Annotated in this window: 28 protein-coding genes; 21 read left to right on the top strand and 7 right to left on the bottom strand. The window is 67.2% G+C overall.

Translation table 11 applies throughout. The features are described 5' to 3' along the window. Positions 1–20: 20 nt before the first annotated feature. On the top strand, positions 21–911 hold the full coding sequence (locus ACP59X_RS17120) for a selenium metabolism-associated LysR family transcriptional regulator (RefSeq protein ID WP_428560676.1): 891 nt from the start codon (positions 21–23) through the stop codon (positions 909–911). A 140-nt stretch (positions 912–1,051) separates the two neighbouring features. Here ACP59X_RS17120 and ACP59X_RS17115 read toward each other — a convergent pair whose 3' ends face one another. Beyond that, positions 1,052–1,945, bottom strand: a complete 894-nt coding sequence (locus tag ACP59X_RS17115) for a flagellin N-terminal helical domain-containing protein (protein WP_428560674.1) — start codon at positions 1,943–1,945, stop codon at positions 1,052–1,054. 536 nt (positions 1,946–2,481) lie between these two features. On the opposite strand from ACP59X_RS17115, the gene ACP59X_RS17110 reads away from it, so the two are divergent. The 5 genes from ACP59X_RS17110 (at position 2,482) to ACP59X_RS17090 (ending at position 7,004) form a co-directional block, all read left to right on the top strand. Then, complete coding sequence (locus tag ACP59X_RS17110) at positions 2,482–3,324, top strand: ABC transporter substrate-binding protein (protein WP_428560671.1); 843 nt, start codon at positions 2,482–2,484, stop codon at positions 3,322–3,324. A gap of 63 nt (positions 3,325–3,387) precedes the next feature. Continuing rightward, entirely contained in the window at positions 3,388–4,083 is a 696-nt protein-coding gene (locus ACP59X_RS17105; RefSeq protein ID WP_428560668.1) for an ABC transporter permease, read from the top strand. Next, the gene (locus ACP59X_RS17100) at positions 4,080–4,799 is read left to right on the top strand and encodes an ABC transporter ATP-binding protein (RefSeq protein ID WP_428560666.1); all 720 of its coding nucleotides are present in this window, start codon (positions 4,080–4,082) and stop codon (positions 4,797–4,799) included. The genes ACP59X_RS17105 and ACP59X_RS17100 overlap by 4 nt, the downstream gene beginning before the upstream one ends. Beyond that, the gene (locus tag ACP59X_RS17095) at positions 4,796–5,500 is read left to right on the top strand and encodes a molybdopterin-guanine dinucleotide biosynthesis protein MobB (RefSeq protein WP_428560664.1); all 705 of its coding nucleotides are present in this window, start codon (positions 4,796–4,798) and stop codon (positions 5,498–5,500) included. Before ACP59X_RS17100 ends, ACP59X_RS17095 begins: the two co-directional genes overlap by 4 nt. A 67-nt stretch (positions 5,501–5,567) precedes the next feature. Then, complete coding sequence (locus tag ACP59X_RS17090; protein WP_428560662.1) at positions 5,568–7,004, top strand: sensor histidine kinase; 1,437 nt, start codon at positions 5,568–5,570, stop codon at positions 7,002–7,004. Between the two features lie 15 nt (positions 7,005–7,019). Here the strand turns inward: ACP59X_RS17090 and ACP59X_RS17085 are convergent, their stop codons facing one another. After that, positions 7,020–7,520, bottom strand: a complete 501-nt coding sequence (locus ACP59X_RS17085; protein WP_428560660.1) for a YgjV family protein — start codon at positions 7,518–7,520, stop codon at positions 7,020–7,022. Positions 7,521–7,711: 191 nt separating this feature from the next. On the opposite strand from ACP59X_RS17085, the gene ACP59X_RS17080 reads away from it, so the two are divergent. From ACP59X_RS17080 to ACP59X_RS17070, 3 genes are all read left to right on the top strand, one after another. Then, positions 7,712–8,518: a TrmB family transcriptional regulator gene (locus ACP59X_RS17080; protein WP_428560658.1), complete on the top strand. Its 807-nt coding sequence runs from the start codon at positions 7,712–7,714 to the stop codon at positions 8,516–8,518. Beyond that, positions 8,518–9,072: a GNAT family N-acetyltransferase gene (locus ACP59X_RS17075; RefSeq protein ID WP_428560656.1), complete on the top strand. Its 555-nt coding sequence runs from the start codon at positions 8,518–8,520 to the stop codon at positions 9,070–9,072. The genes ACP59X_RS17080 and ACP59X_RS17075 overlap by 1 nt, the downstream gene beginning before the upstream one ends. A gap of 136 nt (positions 9,073–9,208) precedes the next feature. Then, positions 9,209–9,955 (top strand): hypothetical protein, encoded by a 747-nt coding sequence (locus ACP59X_RS17070; protein WP_428560654.1) that lies wholly within the window; start codon positions 9,209–9,211, stop codon positions 9,953–9,955. Positions 9,956–10,082: 127 nt separating this feature from the next. Here the strand turns inward: ACP59X_RS17070 and ACP59X_RS17065 are convergent, their stop codons facing one another. From ACP59X_RS17065 to ACP59X_RS17050, 4 genes are all read right to left on the bottom strand, one after another. Beyond that, positions 10,083–10,619 carry an HPP family protein gene (locus ACP59X_RS17065; RefSeq protein WP_428560651.1) on the bottom strand — a complete coding sequence of 179 codons (537 nt, stop codon included), beginning with the start codon at positions 10,617–10,619 and terminating at the stop codon, positions 10,083–10,085. Then, on the bottom strand, positions 10,616–11,242 hold the full coding sequence (locus ACP59X_RS17060; protein WP_428560649.1) for a CBS domain-containing protein: 627 nt from the start codon (positions 11,240–11,242) through the stop codon (positions 10,616–10,618). Before ACP59X_RS17060 ends, ACP59X_RS17065 begins: the two co-directional genes overlap by 4 nt. A gap of 239 nt (positions 11,243–11,481) precedes the next feature. Next, on the bottom strand, positions 11,482–11,820 hold the full coding sequence (locus ACP59X_RS17055; RefSeq protein ID WP_428560646.1) for a P-II family nitrogen regulator: 339 nt from the start codon (positions 11,818–11,820) through the stop codon (positions 11,482–11,484). Positions 11,821–11,835: 15 nt separating this feature from the next. Continuing rightward, complete coding sequence (locus ACP59X_RS17050; RefSeq protein ID WP_428560644.1) at positions 11,836–13,419, bottom strand: ammonium transporter; 1,584 nt, start codon at positions 13,417–13,419, stop codon at positions 11,836–11,838. Positions 13,420–14,029: 610 nt separating this feature from the next. Between ACP59X_RS17050 and ACP59X_RS17045 the strand changes: the two genes are divergently transcribed. From ACP59X_RS17045 to ACP59X_RS17025, 5 genes are all read left to right on the top strand, one after another. After that, the gene (locus ACP59X_RS17045) at positions 14,030–14,374 is read left to right on the top strand and encodes a YnfA family protein (protein WP_428560642.1); all 345 of its coding nucleotides are present in this window, start codon (positions 14,030–14,032) and stop codon (positions 14,372–14,374) included. A 107-nt stretch (positions 14,375–14,481) separates the two neighbouring features. Further along, positions 14,482–15,366 carry a hypothetical protein gene (locus ACP59X_RS17040; protein ID WP_428560640.1) on the top strand — a complete coding sequence of 295 codons (885 nt, stop codon included), beginning with the start codon at positions 14,482–14,484 and terminating at the stop codon, positions 15,364–15,366. Next, entirely contained in the window at positions 15,353–15,808 is a 456-nt protein-coding gene (locus ACP59X_RS17035) for a PqqD family protein (RefSeq protein ID WP_428560638.1), read from the top strand. The genes ACP59X_RS17040 and ACP59X_RS17035 overlap by 14 nt, the downstream gene beginning before the upstream one ends. Positions 15,809–15,877: 69 nt before the next feature. Further along, positions 15,878–16,624, top strand: a complete 747-nt coding sequence (locus tag ACP59X_RS17030; protein WP_428560636.1) for a molybdopterin-dependent oxidoreductase — start codon at positions 15,878–15,880, stop codon at positions 16,622–16,624. 194 nt (positions 16,625–16,818) lie between these two features. Then, entirely contained in the window at positions 16,819–17,505 is a 687-nt protein-coding gene (locus tag ACP59X_RS17025; protein WP_428560633.1) for an MgtC/SapB family protein, read from the top strand. A 185-nt stretch (positions 17,506–17,690) separates the two neighbouring features. On the opposite strand, the gene ACP59X_RS17020 is transcribed toward ACP59X_RS17025, so the two are convergent. Then, positions 17,691–18,515, bottom strand: coding sequence for a purine-nucleoside phosphorylase (locus ACP59X_RS17020; RefSeq protein WP_428560631.1), 825 nt, complete (start codon positions 18,513–18,515; stop codon positions 17,691–17,693). Positions 18,516–18,626: 111 nt separating this feature from the next. Here ACP59X_RS17020 and ACP59X_RS17015 point away from each other — a divergent pair, with 111 nt between their 5' ends. From ACP59X_RS17015 to ACP59X_RS16985, 7 genes are all read left to right on the top strand, one after another. Next, positions 18,627–19,382, top strand: a complete 756-nt coding sequence (locus ACP59X_RS17015) for a motility protein A (RefSeq protein WP_428560628.1) — start codon at positions 18,627–18,629, stop codon at positions 19,380–19,382. Then, positions 19,372–20,115: an OmpA/MotB family protein gene (locus ACP59X_RS17010; RefSeq protein ID WP_428560626.1), complete on the top strand. Its 744-nt coding sequence runs from the start codon at positions 19,372–19,374 to the stop codon at positions 20,113–20,115. Before ACP59X_RS17015 ends, ACP59X_RS17010 begins: the two co-directional genes overlap by 11 nt. A gap of 10 nt (positions 20,116–20,125) precedes the next feature. Beyond that, on the top strand, positions 20,126–20,623 hold the full coding sequence (locus tag ACP59X_RS17005) for a PilZ domain-containing protein (protein ID WP_428560624.1): 498 nt from the start codon (positions 20,126–20,128) through the stop codon (positions 20,621–20,623). Next, the gene (locus tag ACP59X_RS17000) at positions 20,610–22,028 is read left to right on the top strand and encodes a biotin carboxylase N-terminal domain-containing protein (RefSeq protein WP_428560622.1); all 1,419 of its coding nucleotides are present in this window, start codon (positions 20,610–20,612) and stop codon (positions 22,026–22,028) included. The genes ACP59X_RS17005 and ACP59X_RS17000 overlap by 14 nt, the downstream gene beginning before the upstream one ends. Positions 22,029–22,088: 60 nt before the next feature. After that, positions 22,089–24,335: an acetyl-CoA carboxylase carboxyl transferase subunit alpha/beta gene (locus ACP59X_RS16995; protein WP_428560619.1), complete on the top strand. Its 2,247-nt coding sequence runs from the start codon at positions 22,089–22,091 to the stop codon at positions 24,333–24,335. A gap of 163 nt (positions 24,336–24,498) precedes the next feature. Then, positions 24,499–25,149, top strand: a complete 651-nt coding sequence (locus ACP59X_RS16990) for a biotin attachment protein (protein ID WP_428560616.1) — start codon at positions 24,499–24,501, stop codon at positions 25,147–25,149. A 5-nt stretch (positions 25,150–25,154) separates the two neighbouring features. After that, complete coding sequence (locus tag ACP59X_RS16985; RefSeq protein WP_428560614.1) at positions 25,155–25,502, top strand: hypothetical protein; 348 nt, start codon at positions 25,155–25,157, stop codon at positions 25,500–25,502. Positions 25,503–25,606 lie beyond the last annotated feature (104 nt).

Below are 25,606 nucleotides of genomic sequence, written 5' to 3'. Positions count from 1 at the left end.
CTATGGAGTAAATATCTCCCATGGATGTCCACCGGCTGCAAGCTTTTGCCAAGGTGTATGAATTACGCAGCTTTTCCAAGGCCGGGGAAGAGATGATGCTGTCCCAGCCCACGATCAGCGCCCATGTCATGGCCCTCGAAGAGGAACTCGACACCCAGCTGTTCGATCGCTTGGGCCGCACCGTCCTGCCCACCCAGGCCGGCAATGTCCTCTACCGCTATTGCAACACCATTTTCAGCCAACTCGACAACGCCAAGGCCGACATCCTGGCCCTGTCCAAGCGCGTGGCCGGGGACCTGCTCATCGGCGGCAGCACCATCCCGGCCCAGTACATCATTCCCCGCCTGGTGGCCGGGTTTCTGGACAAGTACCCCGAGGTGCGCATCGAGCTGCTCGGCGGGGATACGACGGAGATCATCAATCAGGTCCTCGAGGGGGGCATCCATGTCGGCATCGTCGGCGCGCCGGCGTTGCAAAACGAACTGGTCAGCCGCTCCATCCTCGAAGACGAACTCCTGCTCATCGGCGCCCCCCGGTTCGCCGCCAGCGGCGACGCCGGCCGGGACTGGCAGGCCCGGTTGACGGCCTTACCGTGGGTCATGCGCGAAACCGGTTCGGGGACACGGCTGGCCCTGGAACAGGCCCTGGTCCGGGCGGGCATGGACATCCGGGACCTGCGCCCGGTGTTGCAGGTCCATTCCTCCGTGGCCGTGCTCCAGTGCGTGGAAGCCGGGCTTGGGGTGTCGGTGGTCTCGCGCATGGCCGCCGCCAGCTACCTGGAGCGCGGCACCGTGGTCGTCCTGCCCGTGGACGGCCTGGTCATGCGGCGGGAATTCTACGTGGTCTACCATGGCCGTCGGTACATGTTTCCGGCCCATCGCCTCTTTTTGGCCGCCTGCGGCGAACTTTAAAGCGCGTCCGGCCGCTGTCGGGCCATGTGTCGCCTCGGTGGCGCCAGGCCGATGGACCACTGGTGCCCCGGCCGAGGCCATGAAAAAGGCCGCTCCGGTTTTCCGGGGCGGCCTTTCCGTTTGGCTGGGGCGGGCGGTTATTAACCACCGATGAGCTGCATGGCCATCTTCGGCAGGGAGTTGGCCTGGGACAACATGGCCACCGCCGACTGGGTCAGGATCTGTTCGCGCACGAACTGGGTCATTTCCGTGGCCACGTCCACGTCGGAGATCTGCGACTCGGCGGCTTGCAGGTTCTCGGCCTGGATCTGCAGGTTGGAGATGGTGTTCTCCAGCCGGTTCTGCAGGGCGCCCAGGTTGGCGCGGATCTTGTCCTTGGAGACGATGGCCGTCTTGATGGCTTCCAGGGCTTCCTGGGCCTGCTGCTGGGTGGAGATGGAGCGGCCGGCGCTGCCCGAGGCGGCGCCGATGCCCACGCCCAGGGCCGAGGCGGTGGAGGTGCCGATCTGGACGTAGTAGTAGTCCTCGGCACTGGCGTTGCCGGCGCCGAAGTGCACCTTCATCTTGCCGGTCGACACGGCCCCGGAGCCGTCGTGGGTCGCGCCGGACAGGTTGCCGTTGAGCAGGTAGATACCGTTGAAGTCCGTGGCATTGGCGATTCGGGTGATTTCCGAGGCCATGGCCTGGTATTCGGAGTCGATGATCAGGCGCTGGTCCGAGGTGTAGGTGCCGGTAGCCGCCTGTTCAGCCAGTTCCTTCATGCGGATGAGCTTTTCGTCCACGACCTGGAGCGCGCCGTCCGCCGTCTGGATCATGGAGATGGCGTCGTTGGCGTTGCGCACGCCCTGGTTGATGGCCGAGATGTCCGACCGCATGAGTTCGCGAATGGCCAGGCCGGCAGCGTCGTCGGCAGCGGTGTTGATGCGAAGGCCCGAAGAAAGACGCTGGGTCGAAGTGGCCAGGGCGCCGTACGAATTGGACAGGTTCCGGGCGGCATTCATGGCCATCATGTTGTGGTTGATCACGAGAGACATGGCTTTTCCTCCTTGAAAAGTGTGTGCATCCAGCTAGTTTCCCATGAAGGCGAGGAGCTCGCCGGCGGCATGGGGTAGAACTGTTCTTTGGTTTAGGGCTTGCGCCGGCCTGCTCCGTCGAACTGACATTGTAGAAAGCCTCCTGATCCGTAAACCCTTCCGCGGTGCGCCTGGTCTGGCGACTGCTTGCCCCACCTATCGGACTTCTCGGAAAACCCTTTAGGATAAAAATGGGGAAAATATTGCTTCGGATCGAGAAAGCAACAGGACAGATTGTCCGGATGACCCAGAAATGTCCGGAGATATTGATACGTTTATGAGAACAGTTTGCGCTTGAGACGTGATGATGCAGTGATGTTGCATCATAGGTGGGAAATACTGCCCTTCGTCGCTCTTATCGTCAGCATCGCAAAACCCTTTAGCCGTGTTTTGCAAAAAGATTCCCGTGATTTTTCTGCCGGACTCGCCTTGTGGGGAAATGTAAGGTATGCCATAGTAATAGCTATGTTAAGTCAAACAAAACAGAGGAGAAAATCATGCGGATACCCACCAACCGGTTCCTGATTGTTGGACTGCTGGCCGCCATCCTGTGCGCCGCCCCGGCCGTGGCCCGTTGCGAGGCCACCACGCTCATGATGGCCACCACCACCAGCACCGACGACACCGGCCTTTTGCCCGTCCTGGCCGAAGCCTTTAAAAAGGACACCGGCATCGAACTTAAATGGGTGGCCGTGGGTACCGGCAAGGCCTTGGAGCATGGCAAGAACTGCGACGTGGACGTGCTGCTTGTCCATGCGCCGGGCGCGGAGAAGAAGTTCGTGGAGGAAGGCAACGGGGTGAACCGCACCGAAGTCATGTACAACGACTTCGTGCTCGTGGGGCCGGCCGCCGACCCGGCCAAGATCAAGGGCAAGAAGGTGGCCGAGGCCCTGGCCGCCATCGCCGCCGCCAAGGCGCCCTTTGTCAGCCGCGGCGACGACTCCGGCACCCACAAGATGGAACAGTCCCTGTGGAAGGGCGCGAACCTGCCCCTGCCGGACAAGGAGTCCTGGTACGCCTCGGCCGGCCAGGGCATGCTCCAGACCATGGCCATGGCCGGTGAACGCGGCGCCTACACCCTGGCCGACCGGGGCACGTTTATCGCCTACGAGGACCAGGCCAAGGGCAAGCCGGCCCTGGTGGTGCTGGTCGAGGGCGACAAGCCGCTGCTCAACCAGTACAGCGTCATTTCCGTCAATCCCGAGAAGTGCAAGAGCGTGAAATTCGAGGCCGCCGAGACCTTCCGCAAGTGGCTGGCCTCGGAAAAGGGCCAGAAGGTCGTGGGCGATTTCACCCTCAAGGGCAAGAAGCTGTTTACCCCCAACGCCGCCAAGCCGTAAGCCGGGCGGCCCTTTGGGCGGCCGGGGCGCCACCGGCGCTTCGGCCGCCCAAGGCCATACGCCATGAACTACATCCTGGACGGACTGCGGCGGGCCTTGGAGCTGCTGTGGGGCGGCGACCCGGAAACGTTTTCCGCCGTCTGGACCACCCTCGTCGTCACCTTCGAGGCCATGGCCGCCACCTTGCTCGTGGGCGCACCGGCCGGCTTTCTCCTCGGCTACGCCGAGTTCCCGGGCAAGCGGGCGGCCAGGCTTGTGGTCGAGACTTTTTTGTCCTTTCCCACGGTGGTCATCGGCCTCGTGGTCTACGCCTTCATTTCCCGGCGCGGCCCCCTGGGCGAGTGGGGGCTTTTGTTTACCGTGCCGGGCATGGCCGTGGGCCTGACCATCCTGGGCCTGCCCATCGTCATCGCCCTGACCGCCCAGGCCGTGGAAAACCTGGACCCGCGCCTGCGCCCGACGTTGCTCACCCTCGGCGCCCGGCCGCGCCACGTCTTCTGGACCACGGTCACCGAGGCCCGTTTCGGCATGCTGCTGGCCGCCACGGCCGCCTTCGGCCGTATCGTCTCGGAAATCGGCATTTCCATGATGCTTGGCGGCAACATCAAATGGGACACCCGCACCATCACCACAGCCATCGCCCTGGAGACCGGCAAGGGCGAGTTCGCCACGGGCATTGCCTTGGGCATCGTGCTCATGGTCATCGCCTTCGCCGTCAATCTGGTCGCAGCCGCCTGCCGGGGACGGTCGGCCGCATGAGCGCCCTGTACGAACTGTCCGGCGTCGTCCAGCGCTACGCCGGCCGCCTGGTCCTGTCCATCGACAGCCTGGCCATCCCGGCCGGGGCGATCCTGGGCCTGGCCGGGCCCAACGGCGGCGGCAAGAGCACGCTGTTGCGGCTGCTGGCCTTCCTAGAGCCGCCGGCCGCGGGCGAAGTGCGTTACCTGGGCCAGCCGACCCTTGGCCGGGAATACGAGCTGCGCGGCGAGGTCACCTACTTTCCCCAGGAGCCCTACCTGCTCAAGCGTTCGGTGCGGGCCAACGTGGGCTATGGCTTGGCCGTGCGCCGCGCCCGGGATATACGGGAGCGCGTGGACGAGGCCCTGGCTCTGGTCGGCCTGGACCCGGGCCGGTTCGCTTCCCGCTCCTGGCGACAGCTCTCCGGGGGCGAGGTCAAGCGGGTGGCCCTGGCCGCCAGGCTGGCCCTGCGGCCGAAAGTGCTGCTGCTCGACGAGCCCACGGCCAACCTCGACCGCGACAGCGCCGAACTGGTCCGCCGGGCCGTGGTGACGGCACGCCGGGAGCACGGCACGAGCCTGGTGATCAGCGGCCACGACCAGCAGTGGCTGCGGGCCATCAGCGACGACATCCTCTGGCTGCGCGAGGGCCGCCTGGCCACGCCGGCCAGCGGGGAACGGCACGGACAAACCGATTTTCCCGCCCCAGCGGGCAGGGACCAGGAGGAACGGACATGAAGGGCGTACAGGTTCTCGGTTTCAAGAAATCCGGCAAGACGGCCCTGTGCGAGGCCCTGGTGGGGCATTTCGCCGGACGGGGTATCGAGCCCTGTGCGCTCAAGTGCACGCACAACCCCAACATCGACAAGGAGGACACGGATACCGACCGTTTCCTGCGCCATTGCCGCACCGTGGGCGCCATTGCCGGCAAGGAAAGCGCGCTGTTCTGGAACGACCCCCGCAAGCTTTCGGACCTGATCGCCATGCTCGAGGGCGAGGTGCTGGTCATGGAAGGAGGGCGCGAACACGCCGTCTGCCCCAGGGTGCTGGTGCTGCGCGATCCGGCCGAGGCGGACGAGCTGTCCGATCCGGGGCTGGTCCTGGGGGTTTTCGGGGCGGTGCGCGTTCCGGGGCTGCCCCATTTCGAGACCGTGGAGGCCGTGGCCGAGGCGGTGCTGGCCCGGGGATTCACCCTGCCGGGGCTCGACTGCGCCGCTTGCGGCCGGGACAGCTGCGGCGCCCTGGCCGCCGAGATCCTGGCCGGCCAGGCCACGCCCGGCGACTGCGCCACCACCACCGTCGCCCTGACCGTCCATGTCGGCGGCCGCCAGCTCACGGTCAACCCCTTCGTCGAGCGCATCCTGTCCTCGGGCATCCGGGGCATGCTGCGCGAACTCAAGGGCTTCGGACCGGGCCCGGTCGAAATCCGCATCGGTTAGAACGCGCATATTGTCTTCGCCGGATATCGCGGGTATGGATGGGGAAATCGCATCCGGGAGGCCTCGCATGCAAAGCGCCAGGGACGTCTCCGAGACGCTTCGGGTCTTAAGCCTTGGCGCGTCCGATGATCCTTCCGTGCTCGACCGGCACGTATTGGAGGCGGTGGCCCGCCGTGTCCATCAGAAAATGGACGACTACGAGGCCTACAGCTTCACCACGCTGCAAAGCATCTCGCTCAACATCTTTTTCGACTTGGCCCAGGAGTTCCCCACCCTGGAGCATCTGTACGCCGTCTGCCTGCTCATCCCCAAGATGTTTTTCGACATCGACTGCAACCTCTACGTCCTTGACAACAAAAGCGGCAGTATCCGGCGCTGCGCCTACCAGTGCCTGGAGGCCGACGCCGGCGAACTGGCCGATCTGCCCTTTCCCCAGAAGACCGTGGAACGCGAGGGCCGGCTGTTAATCCCCATCAAGGGCAACCATGAACTGATCTCCCAGCTGCCGTTCACGCCCCGGGAGGACGTTTTCGGCATGCTCGAGATCTTTCCCATCGACAAGCTCTCCGAGCACGATAGGCTGTTTTTCGAGCGTTACGCCAACCGTTTCGGCTACCAGCTGCACAACCGCATCCTGGCCAACAAGAACAAGGAGCACCTGCAGTTCATCCGCAGCCTGGTCAAGGACATCGGGCACAACGTCATCGTGCCCAACATCTATTTCAAGCTCTATTACAAGCGCCTGCGTTCCAAGATCGACCTGCTGAAATTTTTTGAATGGAAGCTCAAGCAGTCCTTCGAGGCCGAGGCCGGCCCGGGCAACCCCGTGTCCGAAGCCCACGACAAGCTCCTGCGCGACCTCGGCTACATCCACGAAGGCCTCATGGACCAGTACCGCCAGATCCTGACCCATTACGAGCAGACGAGCCTGTTTCTGGAAACGCTCCTGCGCCGTTCCCACTTCGAGGAGGGGCGCTATGTGCTCGAGAAGCGCAACTGCAACTTCAAAAAGCAGGTCATCGACCTGCAGCTCGAGCGCTACCGGCCCCGGTTCGAGGAGCGCGGCATCGAGATCGACACCTCCCTTGGCGGCGTGCCGGACCAGGAAATCGAGGTGGTGGTGGACATCGGCCTGGTCAGCCAGGTCTACGCCAACCTGTTTTCCAACGCCGTCAAATACACCCGCGAGGTGACCGAGCCGTCGGGGCGCAAGCGGCGGTTCATCTCTTTTGGCTGGGAGCGCAAGGAAAACTATTTCGGCCCCGGCCGCGACGGCATCAAGCTCAACGTCTTCACCTCCGGCCCGCCCATCCCGCCGGAAACCGCCGCCCACCTCTTCGAGGAGGGCGTGCGCGGCGAGAACGCCTCGGGCGAGTACGGCACCGGCCACGGCCTCTATTTCATCCGCGAGGTGGTGCGCCTGCACGGCGGCGTGGAAGGCTACGAAGCCACGTCGCTTGGCAACAACTTCTTTTTCATTCTGCCCATGGACCCGGTGCTCTAGCCGCCGGGCCGCCTGTTACCGAACCCTTCCCGACCGCCACAGCCGCCACATGGTCGCGCCGTTGACCAGGGCGACGCATGTCTCCAGCAAGGTGCCGCCGATGGAGCCCGACAGTACGTTGTTGGCCAGCCAGCACAGCGTGGCGCAAAAAAGCAGCAGCCGCAGCCCGATCCCGCGCAGGAAAAACACGGCCACCGTCCCGGAAAGCCCGGCCGCGATGGGAAAGGCCGCCGTCCAGGACGCGGCCACGGCGATGCCGAGGGCGAGGTTCGCGGCCAGAAAAAAACCCGCCACCCAGGGCGAGCGGGTCCGAAGCGAGGTAAAGGTGCGCACGGCCGCCAGCAGGGCGCTCACCGCCGCCGCGTTGTTGCCGAGCAGGAAAAAATGGGCCGTGTAGACGAGGCATTCGCTGGCCACCAGGAACTTCAGCCGCCAGTCGATGCGTTGGGCGAAGGCGGCGATGCCGAGGACGAAGGCCAGGTAGCCGAGAAGCTGGGCCGGCGAGGCGAAATCCATGGGGTGTCCGAGGTGCTGTGTGTGTGATCCGGCGAAGGGGGAGGGCCGAGGCGGGCGGCCGTCCGGGGGCTTCGCGCCTGCACGGGCATAGTGTGCCTGGGGCGGCGAGGCAACCCTTTTGCCGGTCAGCCGGGTTATTGACACCACTTTCAAGTGGTGCTAGCTTCGACACCACTGAAGGGTGGTGCCATATGATCGATGCGCAGGAACTGACCGGGCTTGGCCTGACGTCCTACGAGGCCGCGGCCTATCTGGCCCTGCTCGAACGGGCGGAGCTGACCTCGGCCGACGTGGCCGCCCGGGCGGCCATTCCCCGGCAGCGGGTCTACGACGTGCTGGGCAGCCTCGCGGCCAAGGGGCTGTGCCTGGCCCGGGACGGCGCGCCCAGGGCCTTTGCCGCCGTGGACCCGGCCACAGCCCTGGAGCTTTTGGCCCGGGAGCGCGAGGCGGCCCTGGTCAGGCAGGGCGAGGCCGGCCTTGCCCTGGCCCGCCGGCTGGCCGACAGCCTGGGGCCGCTCTTCGCCGCCGGCCGGGGCGAGACCGATCCGTTGGCCTATGTGGAGGTGCTCTCCGGCCCCAGGCGCATCGCCGGCCGGGCCCTGGCTTTGGCCGAGGGGGCGAAGGTCAGCGTGGCCTCGGCCATCACGCCGCCCATGATTCTCTCGTTGGAACAAAACCGGGCCTTCATGCGCGTGCCGCTTGGCCGTGGGCTGTCCTATCGGGCCTTGTGCGACGACGGCGTGCTGGCCGATCGGGCGCTGGCGGCGTTTTTGGGCGAACTGCGGCCCCTGGGCCTTACTGTGCGCCGCGTGCCGGCGCTGCCGCTCAAGATGCAGATTTTCGACGACGAGGTGGTGCTGCTCTCCATGCAGGACCCGGCCGGCGGCGCGCCGCGCTTCACGGCGGTGGTCATCCACAACCGGGGCGTGGCCTCCATGCTGGGCCTGGCCTTCGAACACCTGTGGCAGGGGGCGAGCCCCCTTGGGGAGGAACGGTGATGTCGGCGGAAATCGGCGCGAAACGGACGGCTGGAGGCGACGTGGCCATCCGCTGCGGCTACGAACCGGGAGTGGTTGGCCGGGTGGGCGAGCTGCATGGCCGCTATTACGCCAAGGCCTGGGGCGCGGGCGCCCCCTTCGAGATCCTGGCCACCCGCGACATGTGCGCCTTCATCGAGGGCTACGATCCGGCTTGCGACCTCATGCTCGGGGCCTATGCCGGCGACCGGCTGGTCGGGTCGGTGGCCATCCTCGGCCGTTTGCGGCAGCCCGACGGCGCGCAGTTGCGGTTTTTCATCGTGGACCCGGACTGGCACGGCCGGGGCCTGGGCAAGGCGCTCCTCGACCGGGCCCTGGCCTGGTGCCGGGAACGCGGCTTTGGCCGGGTGTTCCTGTGGACCGTGGACGGGCTGCCGGCCTCGCGGCGACTTTACGAGAAAGCCGGCTTCCGCATCGTCGCGCGCGTGCCCGATGCCCGCTACACCGTGCCGCGCGAGAGCCTCAAGATGGTGCTGGAGCTGTCCGCCGAGTTCCTTGGCGGCCGCGCATCGTGATGCCGGCATTGCGCTTTCCGTGAGGCGTCAGTTCACTTATGGAAAAAAGAGAGATGGATATGCGTGCCCTAAAGTTGTTGCCATTATAACCGATATAGGCAGAGACGACACACTTGCAGGAAAAAGGAGGGGCGACATGGTGGACGCAACGACCTTTCCCGTAGGCGGCGGCGAGGTGTTGAATCTGTCCCGGGCGTTGCAGCAGGACCCCAGGCAGACAGCGACCGCCACCACGCAGAATTCCGCCCAAACCTCGGCGTCAGGTCTTTCGGCCGCCTCGCTCGCTTCGAGCAAAACCCCCGCTTCGAATGTGCTGTCCGGCAATTTCGTGCATACGGGACACAACGAATCGCAGTATATTGCCGCGACGAAAAACGCGCTTGCCATCGACAGGCAAATGGACGCCAGCAGCATGCTGGACGTTCTTGCGAGCATCCTGCCAGAATCCGTGACGGATGCGGCGTTCTGGTACGGCGATGACCAGATGGCACAGGCGAAGGCGCTCAAGGATTCCACGCAATCCAATGCGCAAAATCTCCAGGACATGCGAGAGGACATCGACCGGAAGGCCGCCGAGGCCCAGAGTCAGACCGCTGAAGGCGAATCCGGTCGGGAAGCGTCCCGGGATGGCGACGCCGGGCAAGCGGCCGCCCAAAACGACGACGCCGGGCAGGCGGCCGACGCGTCTCGGGCCGGCGGCGGCGATGCCGGCGCGGCGCCGGTTTCCGGCGAGCAAACCGTGGCGGCGCAGGCTTCCGCCACTGCCGCCGTGTCCGCCGCGGTTCCCGAAGGGGCGACAGCAACCGTTCCCGCGCCGCAAGACACGGCCGATGCCGCGGGCGCGCAAACGCTGCCAACGTCGTCCATCGACATTTTCGTCTGAATCATCCCCGGGCGAGCAAACCGCCGCCGCCGACGAAACGGCCGGGAGGCGATTCCCGGAGCCACGGGCAGTCGCGGCTCCGGTCCGCGCGCGAAACACGCCGGCCGTCCTTCACGGGAGCCGCGCCTTAGCGCCAGTATTGGGGATAGCGCCGCCGGGGGGCCAGGTTGTTGGCCAAAAGGGCCACGGCCAGCATCACGGCCGCGCCGGACAGGGCCGGAACCAGGGCGAAGAGGTAGCCCAGGGCAATGATGCCCGGGCCGCCGGTGACGGCGATCAGCGCCGTGGCCCCGCCGGGCGGATGGAGGGTGCCGGTTGCGTGCATCAGCGCAATGGCCACGGCCACGGCCAGGGCGCAGACGAGCCAGCCCGGCCCGGGCAGGAGCGACCGCGCGGCCACGCCCACGAGCGCCGACAGGAAATGGCCGCCCAGCACGTTTCGCGGCTGGGCCAGGGGGCTTGCCGGCGCGCCGTAGAGCAGCACGGCCGAGGCCCCGAAGGAGCCGATGAGAAACGGCAGCCCGGCCGGGCCGACCACGTCCTCGTGCAGCCAGGCCACCAGGCCGATGCCCACAGTGGCCCCGATAAACGACCAGGCGATTTCGGCCAGCCCCACCCGGGGCGGACTGGCGCCGCCGCCGCCCATTTTACCCAATAGGTTCATAGCCCGCAGCCTCCTCCCATGCCCCGGCAGGAGCGCACCACGTCGCCGCGGCTGACGATGCCGCACAGCCGGCCGGCGTCCACCACGGGCAGCCGGTTGACCCGGCGTTCGGTCATGCGCCGGGCCGCCTCCAGTCGGCTGGCCTCGCGGCTAATGACCAGCGCCGGGCTGGTCATGAGGGACGCGACGGGCGTTCGGCCGGCGTCGGCATCGGGCGTCGGGGCCAAACAGGCCGCCGGGTCCAGCAGCCGGGCCGCCACGGCCGCCACGCCGGCGTCCATGGGCAGGCGCAGGTGGCGGAGCAGGTCGCGCACGGACAGCACGCCCACCACCGTTTGGCCTTCCACCACGGGCAGGCCGGACACGCCGGCCTCGGCCATGCGGCGCGCCGCCGTCAGGGCGTCTGCCCGCGGGTCGATCACGATCACGGCCTCGGTCATGATGGCCGCCACGGGCATGTCCCGGGCCAGGCGGGCCGCCGCGTGTGCGTAGGCCCGCCGGTACAGGGCCAGGGCGTCGGCCGGGGCGATGTCCAGGTAGACGCCGGCTTGGCGCATGGCGTCGAGGATGTCCGCGTCGGACAGGGAAAGGGGCGGGGCCAGGGGGCCTTCGGGTCGGGGCATGGTCGTTTCCTCCGGCACCGAACCTGCCTCGCCCGGGCCGGCGGGAACATGACCTAAGTCAAATCCGTGGCCGGCGGCGCCCAAAACGCCACGGCCGGGGAGCGCCGGAACGCATTGTTCGAAAAACTGGGCTCCCCCTCGCAAAAAGCGAACACCGGGGAGAGCGCCGTAACGCGCTCTCCCCGGTGTCGGTGGGGCGGGGCGGGCGCGCGCCCGCCCCGCACGGGGCAACCGAGCCCTCAGATGGCCTGGTCGCCGGTCTCGCCGGTGCGGATGCGCACCACGTCGGCCAGGTCGTAGATGAAGATCTTGCCGTCGCCGATGTTGCCGGTATTGGCCGTCTCGCGGATGGCGGTCACGGCCTTTTGGGCCAGGTCGTCGGGCACGACCACCTCGAGCTTGACCTTGGAATTGAACTGCACCTGGTATTCCACGCCACGATACGCTTCCACGTGGCCCTTCTGGCGGCCGTAGCCGCGCACTTCGGTCACGGTCAGGCCGTGGATGCCGAGCTTGTCCAGGGCGTCCTTCACTTCGTCGAGCTTGAACGGCTTGATGATGGCTTCGATTTTTTTCATGGCGATCTCCGTGTCTTACCGGTGGGTTTTCTGCAGGACGAATTCCGGATAGGCGGTCACGGCCACTTCGTGCTGGTCGAGGCCCTCAAGCTCGTACTCCGGCTTCACGCGAAGCGGGGTGATGAGGTTGAGCACCTTGAAGAAGACATACATCACGAGGAAGACAAACACAAAGTTGGTGCAGATGCCGATGAGCTGGGCCATGAGCTGGCCGCCGTCGCCGTAGAAAAGGCCCTTCACCGTGCCTTCCACGCCGTTTAAGGCATCGCCGTAGGATCCATCGGCGAAAAGCCCCACCGAAAGCAGGCCGAAGGCGCCGTTGACGCCGTGGACCGAGATGGCGCCCACCGGGTCGTCGATCTTGAGGGTGCGTTCGACGAAGAAGACGCTGACGCACAGCAGCACGCCGGCGATGGCGCCGATGATGACGGCCGAGACGGAGTTGACGAAGGCGCACGGCGCGGTGATGGCCACCAGGCCGGCCAGCAGGCCGTTGGCCGACATGGAGATGTCGGGCTTGCCGTAGAAGGTCCACATGTACATCATCGAGGCGAACGCGCCGGCGGCCGAGGCCAGCATGGTGTTGGTGGCGATGACGCCGATGCGCAGGTCGGTGCCGGCCAGGGACGAGCCGGCGTTGAAGCCGAACCAGCCGAAGGCCAGGATGAAGCAGCCGGCAACGGCCATGGGGATGTGGTGGCCGGGCAGGGCGTTGGGGGTGCCGTCGGGCTTGTACTTGCCCAGGCGCGGCCCAAGGATCAGGCCGCCGGCCAGGGCGGCCACGCCGCCGGTCATGTGCACCACCGAGGAGCCGGCGAAGTCCACCGTGCCGTGGCCCAGGGCGAAGTACTTGCCGAGCGTGGACAGCCAGCCGCCGCCCCAGACCCAGTTGGCGTAGAGCGGATAGACGAACATGGAGATGAAGAAGGCGTAGACCACGAAGGATTTGAAGGTCCAGCGCTCGGCCATGGTGCCGGTGGGGATGGTGGCCGTGGTGTCCATGAAGACCATCTGGAACAGGAACAGGGTAAACACCACCGCGTCGTAGGACACGCCGGACAGGAAGAAGCCGGTGGTGCCGAACAGGCCGAAGTCGTTGCCACCGATGTTGATGCTGAATTCATTGGCCAGCACCTGGGCGCCGCCGAGGCTGGCCACGCCGCCCACGCCGCCCATCTGCAGGGCGAAGCCGCAGATCCAGTAGCCGAGCATGCCGATGCCGTAGACCATCATGTTCATGGCCATGGTGTGGCCGGCGTTCTTGGCCCGGGTAAAGCCCGTCTCGGCCAGGGCGAAGCCGGCCTGCATGAACATGACCAGGAAGCCGCAAACGAGCGTCCAGACCGTGTTGATGGAGATACGGTTGTGGCCGACCGCGTCGGCCACCTTGGCGGCCAGGGGTTCCTTTTCGGACAGGGTGGCCAGGTCTTCCTTGGTGGGCGCGCCGGGGGACATGCCGACGATGTCGGCGGCGGTGCCGATGGAGGCGCCCGAGGGGTCCGGGGTCGGGGCCGGGGCGTCGTCGGCCAGGGCCGTAAGCGGCATGGCCAGTGTGATGGTCAGCAGGGCCAGTAACAACAGATGGATGCCTTTTTTCATGTTCTTCTCCACGTCCGTGGTTTTCCCGGGCGGATGCGCCAGGGCCTTGGGGCAGCGTTTCCCGCACAAGCCGTATGGGTCCGACGGGCTATGAAGAATCGATTCCTGTGACCATGGTTCCCCTCCGCTTGAAATGTGTTGCGTCGCCTTGTCGACGGGGTGATGCAGGGACCGGGCCAGCGCTTTTTCCCCTTGAAATCATGGCTGATCCCTCGGTTTGGCCGCCGGCCGGCCCCGGTAGGCCGCGTGCTTGCGAACAAGAATGTCGTATGCGTCGCCATAGGCATGCAAAATTGTATTTTTCATGCCGAACGATGTCAGCTTTCTTTGTTTTTCCAGGGATGCCATACTCCAAGGCCGCTGATTTGTAACATTTCAAATTTGTAATAATTGACGTAATTGTCGTTTGTAGTGGCTTAGACCCCTTTACAGTCCTGACGTTTTGTTGCCGTTCAGGAATGAAAATCCGCCCAAGCCCGTCAGCCCGCGACTATCGCCCCGGCCCAGCCTCTGCCAATGGCGCCCGGACCACGCCCATCGCCCCGCCCGAACCGCTTCCCCGCCGCTTCCCACCGGCCCCTCCGGACCGGTGCTGGACAGGCGCCCTCCCTTGCCGCATTATCGAACCATGCTGCGCGCAACTGCCTGGTATCTCCTGGCCGCCCTTGCCGAAATCGGCGGCTGCTACGCCTTTTACGCCTGGCTGCGCCTTGGCCGTTCCCCCCTGTGGACCCTGCCCGGCCTGGCCTCGCTGCTCGTGTTCGCCTGGGCGCTGACCCGGGTCGAAGCCGCCGCCGCCGGCCGCATCTTCGCCGCCTATGGCGGCATCTACATTTTTGCCTCCCTGGCCTGGCTGTGGCTGGTCGAAGGCCAGCGGCCCGACCGCTTCGACCTGGCCGGCGTGGCCCTGTGTCTGGCCGGCAGCGGCGTCATCCTGCTCGGGCCGCGCCCCTGAGGCGCCGCCCCGCGTCGCCGGGCCACGAGGCCGGGCAATGGCCTTCGGGTCGCGTCCCGTGGCGCGGCCGTCTTGTCCCCGCCCCCTCCCTGGCCTAGACTGCCCCCATGCCCGACACCGACACCGCGTCCACCGTTTCCCTGGCCTGGAATGGCGTCCGCCTGAACGTTCCGGCCGATTGGCACCCGGCCCGCCTGGGGCTGGGCTACCTCTATTTCGAGGACCCCGACGGCCCGGCCTTCGAATGCAAATGGCGCCGGGGCGCCGGCCGCGACGGCATGGAGGCGGCGCTCACGGCCCTGACCCCCAAGGGCCGGGCCAGGGCCGGCGCGACGTTGCCCGAGTCCTGGTGCGACGCCCTGGCCGACTTCGAGCTCATGCCCCTGTCCTGGCGCCGCGACGGCCACACGGGCCTGGGGGCGGCCCTTTTTTGTCCCGAATGCGGCCTGGCCGCCGTGTTCCAGGCTTACGGCGGCAAGGACGGGCCGGACGCGGCGCGCCTGGCCGCCGTGGCCGCCGTGCTGGCAAGCCTTCAGCACCACGAGCCCGGGCCGCCGGCCTTTCGCCTCTACGGCCTGTCTTTCGTCGCGCCGGACGGCTTTTCCCTGGCCGCTTTCGAATTCGAGCCGGGCCGGTTTTGCCTCACTTTCGCCGCCAAGGGCCGCCGGTTGGATGTGGTGCGCCTGGCCCCGGCCGAGGTCATCCTGGCTCGCGAGGGGCTTGGCCAGGTGGCCGCCCGGACGTTTGGCTGCGAAACGGCCACGGTGCTGGAAGAGGCAAGCCTGGGCGGCTGCCCGGCGGTCTGGCTGGCCCGGCGCCAGGGCAGCGGCTTCGTGGACGTCCTGGCTAGGCGTCTGGGCCGGGAAGGGCGGCTGGCGGTCCTTCGCCACGACAAAAACGTCAACAAGCTCCTGGGCGCGGCCCTGACCGCCCGGGCACCCGTGGACCGCAACTGGCTTTCCCGAACGGCGGCGGCCTGTGTTTCCCTTTAAAAAGCCCGCCCCCCCGGCCGATGGCGGCCTGTCCCGGCGCCAGGCCCTGGCCCTGTGCCCGGTGGTCAGCCGCGACGTGGGCGTCGACGAAACGGCCGCCGGGCTGGTGCGGCTGTCGCTGCCCGTGGCCGTGCGCCCGGCCCTGGCCGGCCTGGCCCGGCGGTTGGGGCTGTGGGACGGCCGGGTGCTGCGCAAGACCGTGGAACTCGACGCCATGGGCTCCACCGTGTGGCGGCTCATCGACGGCCGGCGCACGGCCGGGGACATCGCCGCCGCCCTGGCCGCGCGCTACGGCCTGGATGCCCGCGAGGCCGAACTGGCCGTGGCCGCCTTCCTGCGCCAGCTCGGCCGCCGCGGCGCCGTGGCCGTGGCAAGGGGTGATGCCGAGACGGGCGAGCGGGAGGCGGGAGAAAAGATGCCTCCGGCGGCCGGGAGGGATTGAATCCCTCCCGGACCCTCCCCTTTGGGGGGAAGGGGCGGGATTGCGTCGACGGACGGGAATCGTGTAAGGATGGGGAGAAGGAGTCTCCTCATGGCAGGTATCACGCGAAGGATGTTTTTGGTGATCGTGGCCGGGACGGCGCTTTGCGGCCGTTTCGCCCGCGAGGCCTGGGCCCGGTTCGTCTCGTTTTTCCCTGTGCGCGCCGTGGAGGTCGAGGATTTCGGCTTCGACCCGGCCAGGGGGGTGGTGACCCACGACAACGGCCCGGCCACGCCCTATGCCCTGGTCGTGGACGGGCTGGTCGCCCGGCCGTTGCGCCTGGACTACGCCGCGCTCGTGGCCCTGCCCCAGGAGCGGCAGGTTTCGGATTTCCATTGTGTCGAGGGCTGGTCCGTGGCCGACCTGGCCTGGGGCGGCCTGCGCCTCAAAACCCTGGCCGACCTGGCCGGCCCGGCGCCCGAGGCCCGCTATGTCATTTTTCACAGCCTCGGCCGGACCCGCTCCCGGCCCGGGGGCCTGGACCATTATGTCGAGTGCCTGCCCCTGGTTGATCTCCTCAACCCCGACCTGGCCTACCTGTTGGCCCTGACCTTGGCCGGCGAGCCCTTGCCCATCGACCACGGCGCGCCGCTGCGCCTGGTGTGCCCCTACGACCTGGCCTACAAGGGCGCCAAGTTCATCGGGCGCCTGGAATTCACCGCCGCGCCCGTGGACGGCTGGTGGACCCGGGCCAACTCGATCTATCCGCCTGTCGCCCCGGTGGACCCGGATCGGCTGCGTCGGCCCGATCCCCGCAGTGGCCGGAAAACATCCTGAGGCGGCGCGGGGTTGCCTGGCCAGCCCTTGACGCGGCGGCCGGGATGGGACAGGCCTTGGAAAAGGGCGGCCCGCGCCGCCCCGTCCCCGCCCCTTCCTGATGCCGCCGCGTGGGCAAAGCCGGCAAGAGGCCCGCGCGCGTCGGCGCCGGGCGTGGCCCGGCGCGGCCGACCCGATCCACCGGGGGTACGGCCATGAACGAGTATCCGTATGAAGCGCAACTGCTGCTGCGCCTGGTCCTGGCGGTGTTGTGCGGCTCGGTCCTGGGCTACGAACGGGAACGCCACGGCATAAGCGCCGGACTTCGCACCAACCTGCTGGTCTGCCTGGGCTCGGCCCTCATGATGGTTATCTCCAAGTACTTCTATTACCTGGCGGGCGAGGACCCGGGCGGCATTCCCGTGGGCCTCGACCCGTCGCGCATCGGGGCGCAGATCGTCACGGGCGTGGGGTTTCTGGGCGCGGGCGTGATCATCAAGGACAAGGGCGGCATCCGGGGCCTGACCACGGCCGCGACCCTGTGGTTCAACGCCGGGGTCGGCATGGCGCTCGGGGCCGGCATGATCCTCATCCCCGTGGCCTGCACCGTGCTCGGCGTGGTCTCCCTGACCATCCTCAAGCACCTCCAGCGCCGCATCCGCCGCGAGGCCTACCGGGTGCTGTCCGTCACCTGCCGGGAGGCCCGGGACTGCCTGGACCAGTTGCTGGCCTTTTTCCGCTCCCGGGATTTGAGCGTCGAGAACCTGAGCCTCAGCAAGGTCAAGGGGGGGCTGTCCACCTACCGCTTCACCCTGCGCTGCGACTGGTCGTGCCTGGAGGCCGTGACCTGCGTGCGCGACCTGGCCGGCATCGGCTTCGTGGAGAAGGTCAAGATGGGCTAGTGGGGCGTTCGCTAAAAAATATGTTCATATTTTTTAGAAAAAACCATTAGTTAAGTATGTTGTTCTCGGGACTCGTATGTACGAATTTCGAGAACGCGACACTGGGGGCGGGCAGCCCGGCCGGTCGGCAGGCGCGGGGACGGGGGCCGCGCCCTGCGGGGAAGGCGCCGCCCGCCGGCGCCGCCTCAGCAGGCCGGGAGGACGGCGGCCAGAAGCCGGGTCAGTTCCGCCTCGGCCCGCCGGGCCGTCTCGAGGACCGCCTCGAGGGTCGTTTCGGCCATGCAGTCCGGCAGGTTGACGTTGGTCAGGCAGGAGATGGCCAGGACGGAAAGGCCCAGATGCCGGGCGGCGATGACCTCGGTCACCGTGGACATGCCCACGGCGTCGGCGCCCAAAAGCCGCAGCATGCGCGTCTCGGCCGGCGTCTCCAGGCTCGGGCCCACGACCCCGGCGTAGACGCCGCGCTCCAGGCGGAGACCGCAGGCCAGGGCCGCGGCGTCGGCGATGGCCCCCAGGCGCGGGCAATAGGCCCGGCTCATGTCCGGGAAACGGGGGCCGAGCGTGTCGTCGTTGGGGCCGGTCAGCGGGTTGCGCCCGGTCAGGTTGATGTGGTCGGTGACGCGCATGAGCCCGCCGGCCGTGAAATGGGGGTCGAGCGCCCCGGCGGCGTTGGTGAGGACGAGGGTTTTGACGCCAAGCCCGGCCAGCAGCCGGACGCCGAAGGCCACCTCGCGCGGGCCGTAGCCTTCGTAAAGGTGCTGGCGGCCGCACAGGACCAGCACCGGCCGTTCGCCCACGCTGCCGGCCACGAGTTTTCCGGCGTGGCCCGGGGCCGTGGCCCGGGGAAAGCCGGGCAGCTCGGCCGTGGGCATCTCCCGGGCCTCGGCCACCATGGCCGCGATGCCGCCCAGGCCTGTGCCGGTCACGACCCCCACGCAGCCTTCCCCGGGCGCGCCGAGGACGGCCAGGGCCGCGGCCACCGCCTGCTTTACATCCTCGCCGTAGTGCATATAGATTCCTCCCGTTGTCGCCAGGATAGCACAGCGCCGTGTCGCGGGAAAGGGGAAGGCCGCCGCGTCCGGAACACACCGTAACAATACGACAGCCCGACGGATGGTGGCATGGACTTCGCGACCTTTCTGGGGCTCGCCATTGGCGTGTCCATGGTGCTCGGCGCCATTTTCATGGGCGGAACCCTGGCCCCATTCCTGAACCTTCATGCCATCATGATCGTCGTCGGCGGATCGTTGGCCTCCATTTGCGTCACCTATCCCTTCAAGGAGGTCTTTCAAGCCTTCTCGGCCATGCTCCTGATTTTCTCCTCGCGCAAGGTCCGCGACGCCGAGGTCGTCCACATGATGGTGCGCATCGCCGAGATCAGCCGCCGCGAGGGCCTCATCGCCCTGGAGAACATCCACACCGAAAACGCCATCCTTAAGAAGGCCTGCCAACTGATCGCCGACAACGCCGATGCCTCGCTTATCCGCGAAACCCTGCGCATCGAGATCAGCTCCATGAAACACCGCCACGCCGTAGGCGAGGCCGTGTTCAAGTCCCTGGCCGGCTACGCCCCGGCCTTCGGCCTGGTCGGCACGCTCATCGGCCTGGTGCAGATGTTCTCGCTCCTCGACGACCCCAAGTCCCTGGGCCCGGCCATGGCCGTGGCCATCACGGCCACCTTCTACGGGGCGCTTTTGTGCAATCTCTTCTTCCTGCCCGTGGCCGGCAAGCTGCGCTCCCGCACCCTCGTGGAGACCCTCCAGCTGGAGATCATCTTCGAGGGGGCCAAGTGCATCCTGGAAAACAACAACCCCCGGCTGGTCTACGAGAAGCTGTCCTCCTTCATCGCGCCCAAGGACAGGCATTATGGCCGATGACGACGCCTTTTCCCTGGGCGAGGAGCGGGAGGAATCCGGCCCGTCGCACCATTGGCTCATCTCCCTGGCGGACATGTCCATGCTGCTGATGAGCTTTTTCATCCTCCTTTTTTCCATGTCCAACATGGACAGGCAGAAGTTCTCCGCCTCCGTGTCCTCGGTGCAGCAGGCCCTCGGCGAAAGGGGGAAACAAACGGTGACCGGGTCGGTGACCGCCCCGGTGGAGATGTCCGCCCTCGTCGAACAGGCCAGGGTCAAGCAGCGCCTGATTGGCGAACAGCGCCGCGTCTACGACCAGTTCCGGGCCTTCGCCGCCCAGCAAGGCCTCGACGGCCTGGTGTCCGCCAGCCTGGACTCGGGCAAGGTCACCATCTCCCTGCCCACCGGGGTGCTGTTCCCCAAGGGCGACGCGGACCTGACCGAAGCGGGCAAGGCCCGGCTGCGCCTGCTCTACGATTTCCTCATCAAGACCGCCGGCGAACGTATCAACATCCGGGGGTTCACCGACGACCAGCCGCCGGGGCCGGCCAGCCGGTTTCGTGACAACTGGGAAGTCTCGTCATTGCGGGCAGTTGCCGTCCTGCGCTACCTGGTCGCCCAGGGGATGCCCTCCAACCGATTGACAGCCACCGGATTAGCTGATTTAGAACCCCTCTATCCCAACGACACCCCCGAGCATCGGGCGCGCAACCAACGCGTGGAGTTCGTGTTGGAACGCTCCATCGGCGAGTAGGGAGGCCGGCATGGACTTCACGTTCACGCTGGAGGGGGAGGCCGGCCGGCGGGCCGCCCACCGGGAACGCGTCCGCGGGCTGGTCGCCGTGTGGGACGACGACGGCGATCGCCGCTTCGTCGTCCACGACGTCAGCGCCACGGGGCTCTCCCTGGCCGATACCGAGGGGGTGCTCGCCCCCGGCCGCACCGGCCGCGTGACCCTGGCCATCGGGCCGCGCACGCTCATCGCGGGCCTGCCCGTGACCGTGGTGCGCGTCTCCGGCCGCACCGGCCGCGTGACCCTGGCCATCGGGCCGCGCACGCTCATCGCGGGCCTGCCCGTGACCGTGGTGCGCGTCTCCGGCCCCGGGCTGGCCGGGCTGGCCTTCGGGGAACTGTCCCTGCGCCAGGAGGCCTGGCTCGACAAGCTGGTCCTGGAAATTCAAAAGCGGCGCATCGACCTGCGCAAGGCGCGGGAGAGGGCCGACAACCTCGAGGACAAGAAGACGGATCGTGCCGACGAATAAACATAAGGTCCTGGTAGCCAACCGGGGCGAGATCGCCATGCGCATCATCCAGGCTTGCGTTTCGCTCGGCCTGGATTTTGTTTGCATCCATACCAAGGCCGACGCGGCCTCGGGGCACCTGGCCCTGGCCCAAAGCCTCGGCGGCCCGGGCTGCGCCTACCGCGTCAGTTCCTACCACGACGCCAACGAGATTTTAGCTGTGGCCGACCATGCCGGCGCCACGGCCATCCATCCCGGCTACGGCTTTTTCGCCGAGGATTTCCGCTTCGCCCGGCGCGTGGCCGAGCGGTCGCGGGGGCTGGTTTTCATCGGCCCCTCCTGGCGCATCATCCGGTCGCTGGGGGATAAGATCAACACCAAGCGCCTGGCCCGCAGCCTGTCGATCCCAACCGTCCCCGGCTCCGACCGGCCGGTCTACGACGAGATGGAGGCCGAGGAGATCGCCGAGACGCTTTTTGCCTTCCAGGCCGAGCAGGGCATTGCCCACTCCGTGGTCCTGGTCAAGGCCTCGGCCGGCGGCGGCGGCATGGGCATCGAGGAAATCTACGACATCGAGCAGTTCAAGACCGTCTACCGGCGCATCCGCAACTACGCCAAGCGCCAGTTCCACGACGAAGGCGTGCTCATCGAGCAGCGCATCTTCGACTTCAACCACCTGGAAGTGCAGATCGTCGCCGACCGCTCGGGCAAAAACATCGTCCACTTCGGCACGCGCAACTGCACCATCCAGTCCACGGGCCGGCAAAAGCGCGTGGAAGTGGCCCCGGGCTTTCGGCCCGGGGAAGTCGCCTACGCCTTCGACGCGGCCAAGCTCCTGGACGACATCGTGGGCTATTCCCTGTCCATGGCCCGGGAAGTGGCCTACGACAACGTGGGCACCTGGGAATGGATCGTCTCGCCCACGGGCCAGCCGTTCCTGATGGAGGTCAACACCCGCATCCAGGTGGAAAACGGCGTCTCCGCCGCCATTTCCCGCATCAAGGGCCAGGGGGGGGTCAACCTCATCGCCGAACAGATCCGCATGGGCCTTGGCGAACCCATGGGCTACGACCAGTCCGACATTACTTTCGACGGGGTCGGCATCGAATACCGCGTCATCGCCGAGGACCCGGCCAACCGCTTCACCCCCTGGGTCGGGCGCATCGACCAGTTCCTGGCCCCGACGCTGCCCTGGGCCAGGCTCCATACCCACATCCCCATGGACGCGCCCTACGAGATCCCCACCGAATACGACCCCAACCTGGCCCTGGCCATCATCTGGGGCGCCGACCTCTCCGAGGCCAAAAAACGCGGCGTGGGCTACCTCGACGAGCTGACCCTGTCCGGGGCCGACGGCGCCGGCCAGGAACTCAAGTCCAACGTGCGGTTTTTGCGGGACAAGACCGCCACGATCCTGCAATTCTAGGACGCCCGCCCGGACCAGGCCCCGTGCCCGGCCCGGGCGGCGTTTTCGGGAAGACAGCCTATGGAAATCGAAAAGCGCGTGGTCGAACTGGCCGATCGCTTGCAATACATTCAGGACATCTTCGGCGGCCGGGAAAACGCCAATATCGCGCTCATGCGCTCGCGCCTGGCCGAGCTGCGCTCCCGGGAAGGCGCCCCCCCCGGCGAGTTGGCCCAGATGCTGCGCCAGCTCGAGGACCTCTTCACCTTCCTGGAAGGCAAGCTCGACGAGGAGCTCGTCCCCATGGACCGGGTGCGCATCGTGCGCCACCCGGCCCGGGTCAGCCTCAAGGACATCCTGGAAAACGTCTACGACAACTACACCGAGATCGGCGGCCAGGACGAATACTCCATCGACCCGAGCATGCTCATCGCCCGGGCCTACATCACCCGGCGCAAGGGCGACAAGGTCATCAACCAGCCCGTCATGGTCATCGGCCAGGAAAAGGGCCATGGCCAGGAGTTCCGCAATGGCGGCTCGGTCAAGCCCTGGGGCAACGCCAAGGCCCTGCAGTACATGAAGGTCGCCGAGACCGAGCGCATCCCCATCCACACCTACGTCTTCACCCCCGGGGCCTTTCCGGTGGAGGACTTCCCCGGCGCCGCCCAGCAGATCGCCCGCAACCTCTACGAGATGGGCGGGTTGCGCGTGCCGGTGGTGTCGGTGATCTCCGAGGGCGGCTCGGGCGGGGCCGAGGCCATCGGCCTGTCCGACGTGCGCCTCATGCTCTCCCACGGCTACTATTCCGTCATCTCGCCCGAGGGCGCGGCGGCCATCGAGGCCGGCATCCGCCAGGGCCAGCGCGTGGCCCCGGAGCTCATCGAGGCCTGCGCCAGGCGGCTTTGCATCACCGCCGCCGACAACCGGCGCATGGGCTACGTCGACAAGGTCATCGCCGAGCCGGACCTCGGCGCCCGGCCTCACCACTACGAATTCTTCAAGGACCTGCGCCAGGAGGTCATCCGGGCCACGGACCAGGTGTTCCTGGGCGTGGCCGGCTTCAAGCTCTTCCGGGCCCTGGTCGCCTCCCGGCGCAAGGGCGGCGACGCCGAGGGCATGTTCGTGCGCTGGACCCTGGACGAGGCCGCGGCCGACCGGCTGGTCTGGAAGCGCTACTGCAAGTACCGCCGCATGGCCGAGACGGCCTTCCGCGACGGCCGCCCCTCGGGCGCGCGCATCGCCTCCCGGGCCCAGAGCATGCTCTGGGGCGGCTATTCCTTCCTGCGCTACGACTTCATCGGCAAGCACGTCAAAAACCTGGCCAAGACCGTGGGCGACCTGGAGGCCGAGGCCCGGCTGGTGGTCAACCGCCTGACCGCGCCCCTGCGCCGCGCCCGCGGCAAGAACGCCCCGGTCACCTGCGACCCGGAAAAAAGCCGTATGCTGGTCGAGCTGTCCCAGCCCGAACAGGGCGCCTGCCTGGAGGATTTCGGCTGGCGCTACGTCAGCCCCAAGGCCGGCGAGGACAAGGCCGTCACCTGCCCCGAATCCAAGACCTACGGCTGCCCGGACCTGTGGGCCCCGGACCTCTACGGCGATTTCGCCGGCGTGTGCGTCCACTGCGGCCACCACTTCCCCATGGAGTACCAGTGGGTGCTCGGCAACGTCTTCGACCCGGGCTCGGTCACCGAGTACGACAACGACATCGAGGCCGGTAACCCCCTGGACTATCCCGGTTTCGAGGACAAGCTCAGGGACGCCAAGAAAAAAAGCGGCCGCCAGTCGGCCTGCGTGTCCCTCGATGCCAAGATCGACGGCATAAAAATCGTGTCCGCCGTGCTGTATTCCGCCTTCCGGGGCGGGTCGGTGGGCGCGGCCGAGGGCGAGAAGTTCATCCGCGCCCTGGCCAGGGCCCGGCGCCGCCATTTCCCCTTCCTGGCCTACGTCCACGGCACGGCCGGCATCCGTATCCAGGAGAGCTTAAACGGCCTGATCCAGATGCCGCGCGTCACCCTGGCCGTGCGGCGCTACATCGAGGCCGGCGGGCTCTACCTGGTCCTTTACGACACCAATTCCTACGCCGGGCCGGTGGCCAGTTTCCTGGGCTGCTCGCCCTACCAGTTCGCCGTGCGTTCGGCCAACATCGGCTTCGCCGGGCCGGGCGTCATCAAGGAAACCACCGGCATCGACATCCCGCCCGACTACCACCGGGCCCACAACGCCCTGGCCCGGGGCCATATCCAGGGCATCTGGGACCGCCGCGAGATCCGCAAGAACCTCAAGCAGGTGCTGCTGACCATCGGCGGCCGCAATTTGTACTATCGGTAGCGGGAAGAGGAAGATGCCTCCGGCGGCTGGGAGGGGATGATCCCTTCCCGGACCCTCCCCAAAGGGGGCGACGGGGGGGCGGCGCGATTGCTTCGGGGCGCGCCGCGATGTAACGATACGGAAACTCCAGTGCCGGGCCATGGGCCGGCGGCGGGGAATGCTCGTGATAGACGTCAAAGCCTTGCTGGAAAAGATCAAAGCCGCGCCCTTCGAGGAGATCGTGGTGGAAGCGCCCCACACGGGCGTGGTGCGTTTCGCCGCCATCGAACCCGGAACCAAGGTCGTGGCCGCCTCGGGCACCTACGGCGAAAAGCCCGGCACCCTGCTGGCCAAGCTCACCCGGGAACACAACGACAAGCCGCTTTTCGCCGAGGCCAAGGGCGTGATCGGCACGGTGCGCAAGGAACTCGAGGGCACCTTCGTCGAGGCGGGCACGGAGCTGGCCGTCATCCGGCACTACCTGTCGAAAGACGAGGTCATCGCCGCCATCCTGCGCCAGGTGCTGTACCTGTTTTGCGCCCCGGAGCGGGCCAAGTACTATTTCATCCCCAGCGTGGACAAGAAGGTCAAGGCTTCCGGGCCGCGCGCGGTCACGGTCAAGCCGGGGATGGAGCTTTTCATCGTCTCGCGCATGAAGCGGGAAAAGCCGCTCGTCTACGAAGGCCCCGAGGGGGTCATCTACGCGGTCTATTTCCAGCACGACCAGAACGTGGACCAGGGCGCGCCCCTTGTGGGCGTGTGCCCCGAGTCCCAGATGCACCTCATCCAGGACGTGGTCAACCGCGTGCGCACGGACTGGGAGGAAGGGGAGTAGCCGCCATGGGCAAGTTCCTGCAGATTCGCGTCATTGCCCAAACCTACGACGAGGCCGCCGCCGAGGAGCGTTTCGCCAAGCTCTATGCCCTGGCCTGGCCCGTGGCCGCCACGCCGCCGGCCGGCCCCAGGGGGCTGCTGGAACTCGCGGCCGCCCTCGACGACGCCGTGCGCCTGGGCGACCTGTCCTCCGGCGACCGGGCGGCGCTTCTGCCCGGGGTGGAGAAGGCCATGGCCGTCAAGGCCGCCCTGGAAGCGGCCCTGGGCGAGCGCGACCCCAAATCGGCGGACAAGCTGTCCTACGACCTGGAAGACGCCCTGGCCGAGCTGGAAAAGCTCGCGCCCAAGGCCTGACGGGTTTTTCACAACCGTCCGGGGCACCCGGAAACGGACTTCGGGCCGCAGGCCGACAGGTCGAAGCCGCGAAGGGATTCCGAAGGGCCAAGGCCCTTTGGCTC

Source organism: Solidesulfovibrio sp. DCME (assembly GCF_049995385.1).
In the GTDB taxonomy this organism is placed as follows: Bacteria; Desulfobacterota; Desulfovibrionia; order Desulfovibrionales; family Desulfovibrionaceae; genus Solidesulfovibrio.
The sequence above is the reverse complement of the archived record's forward strand: the minus strand, read 5'-3'. Positions and strand labels throughout refer to the sequence as shown.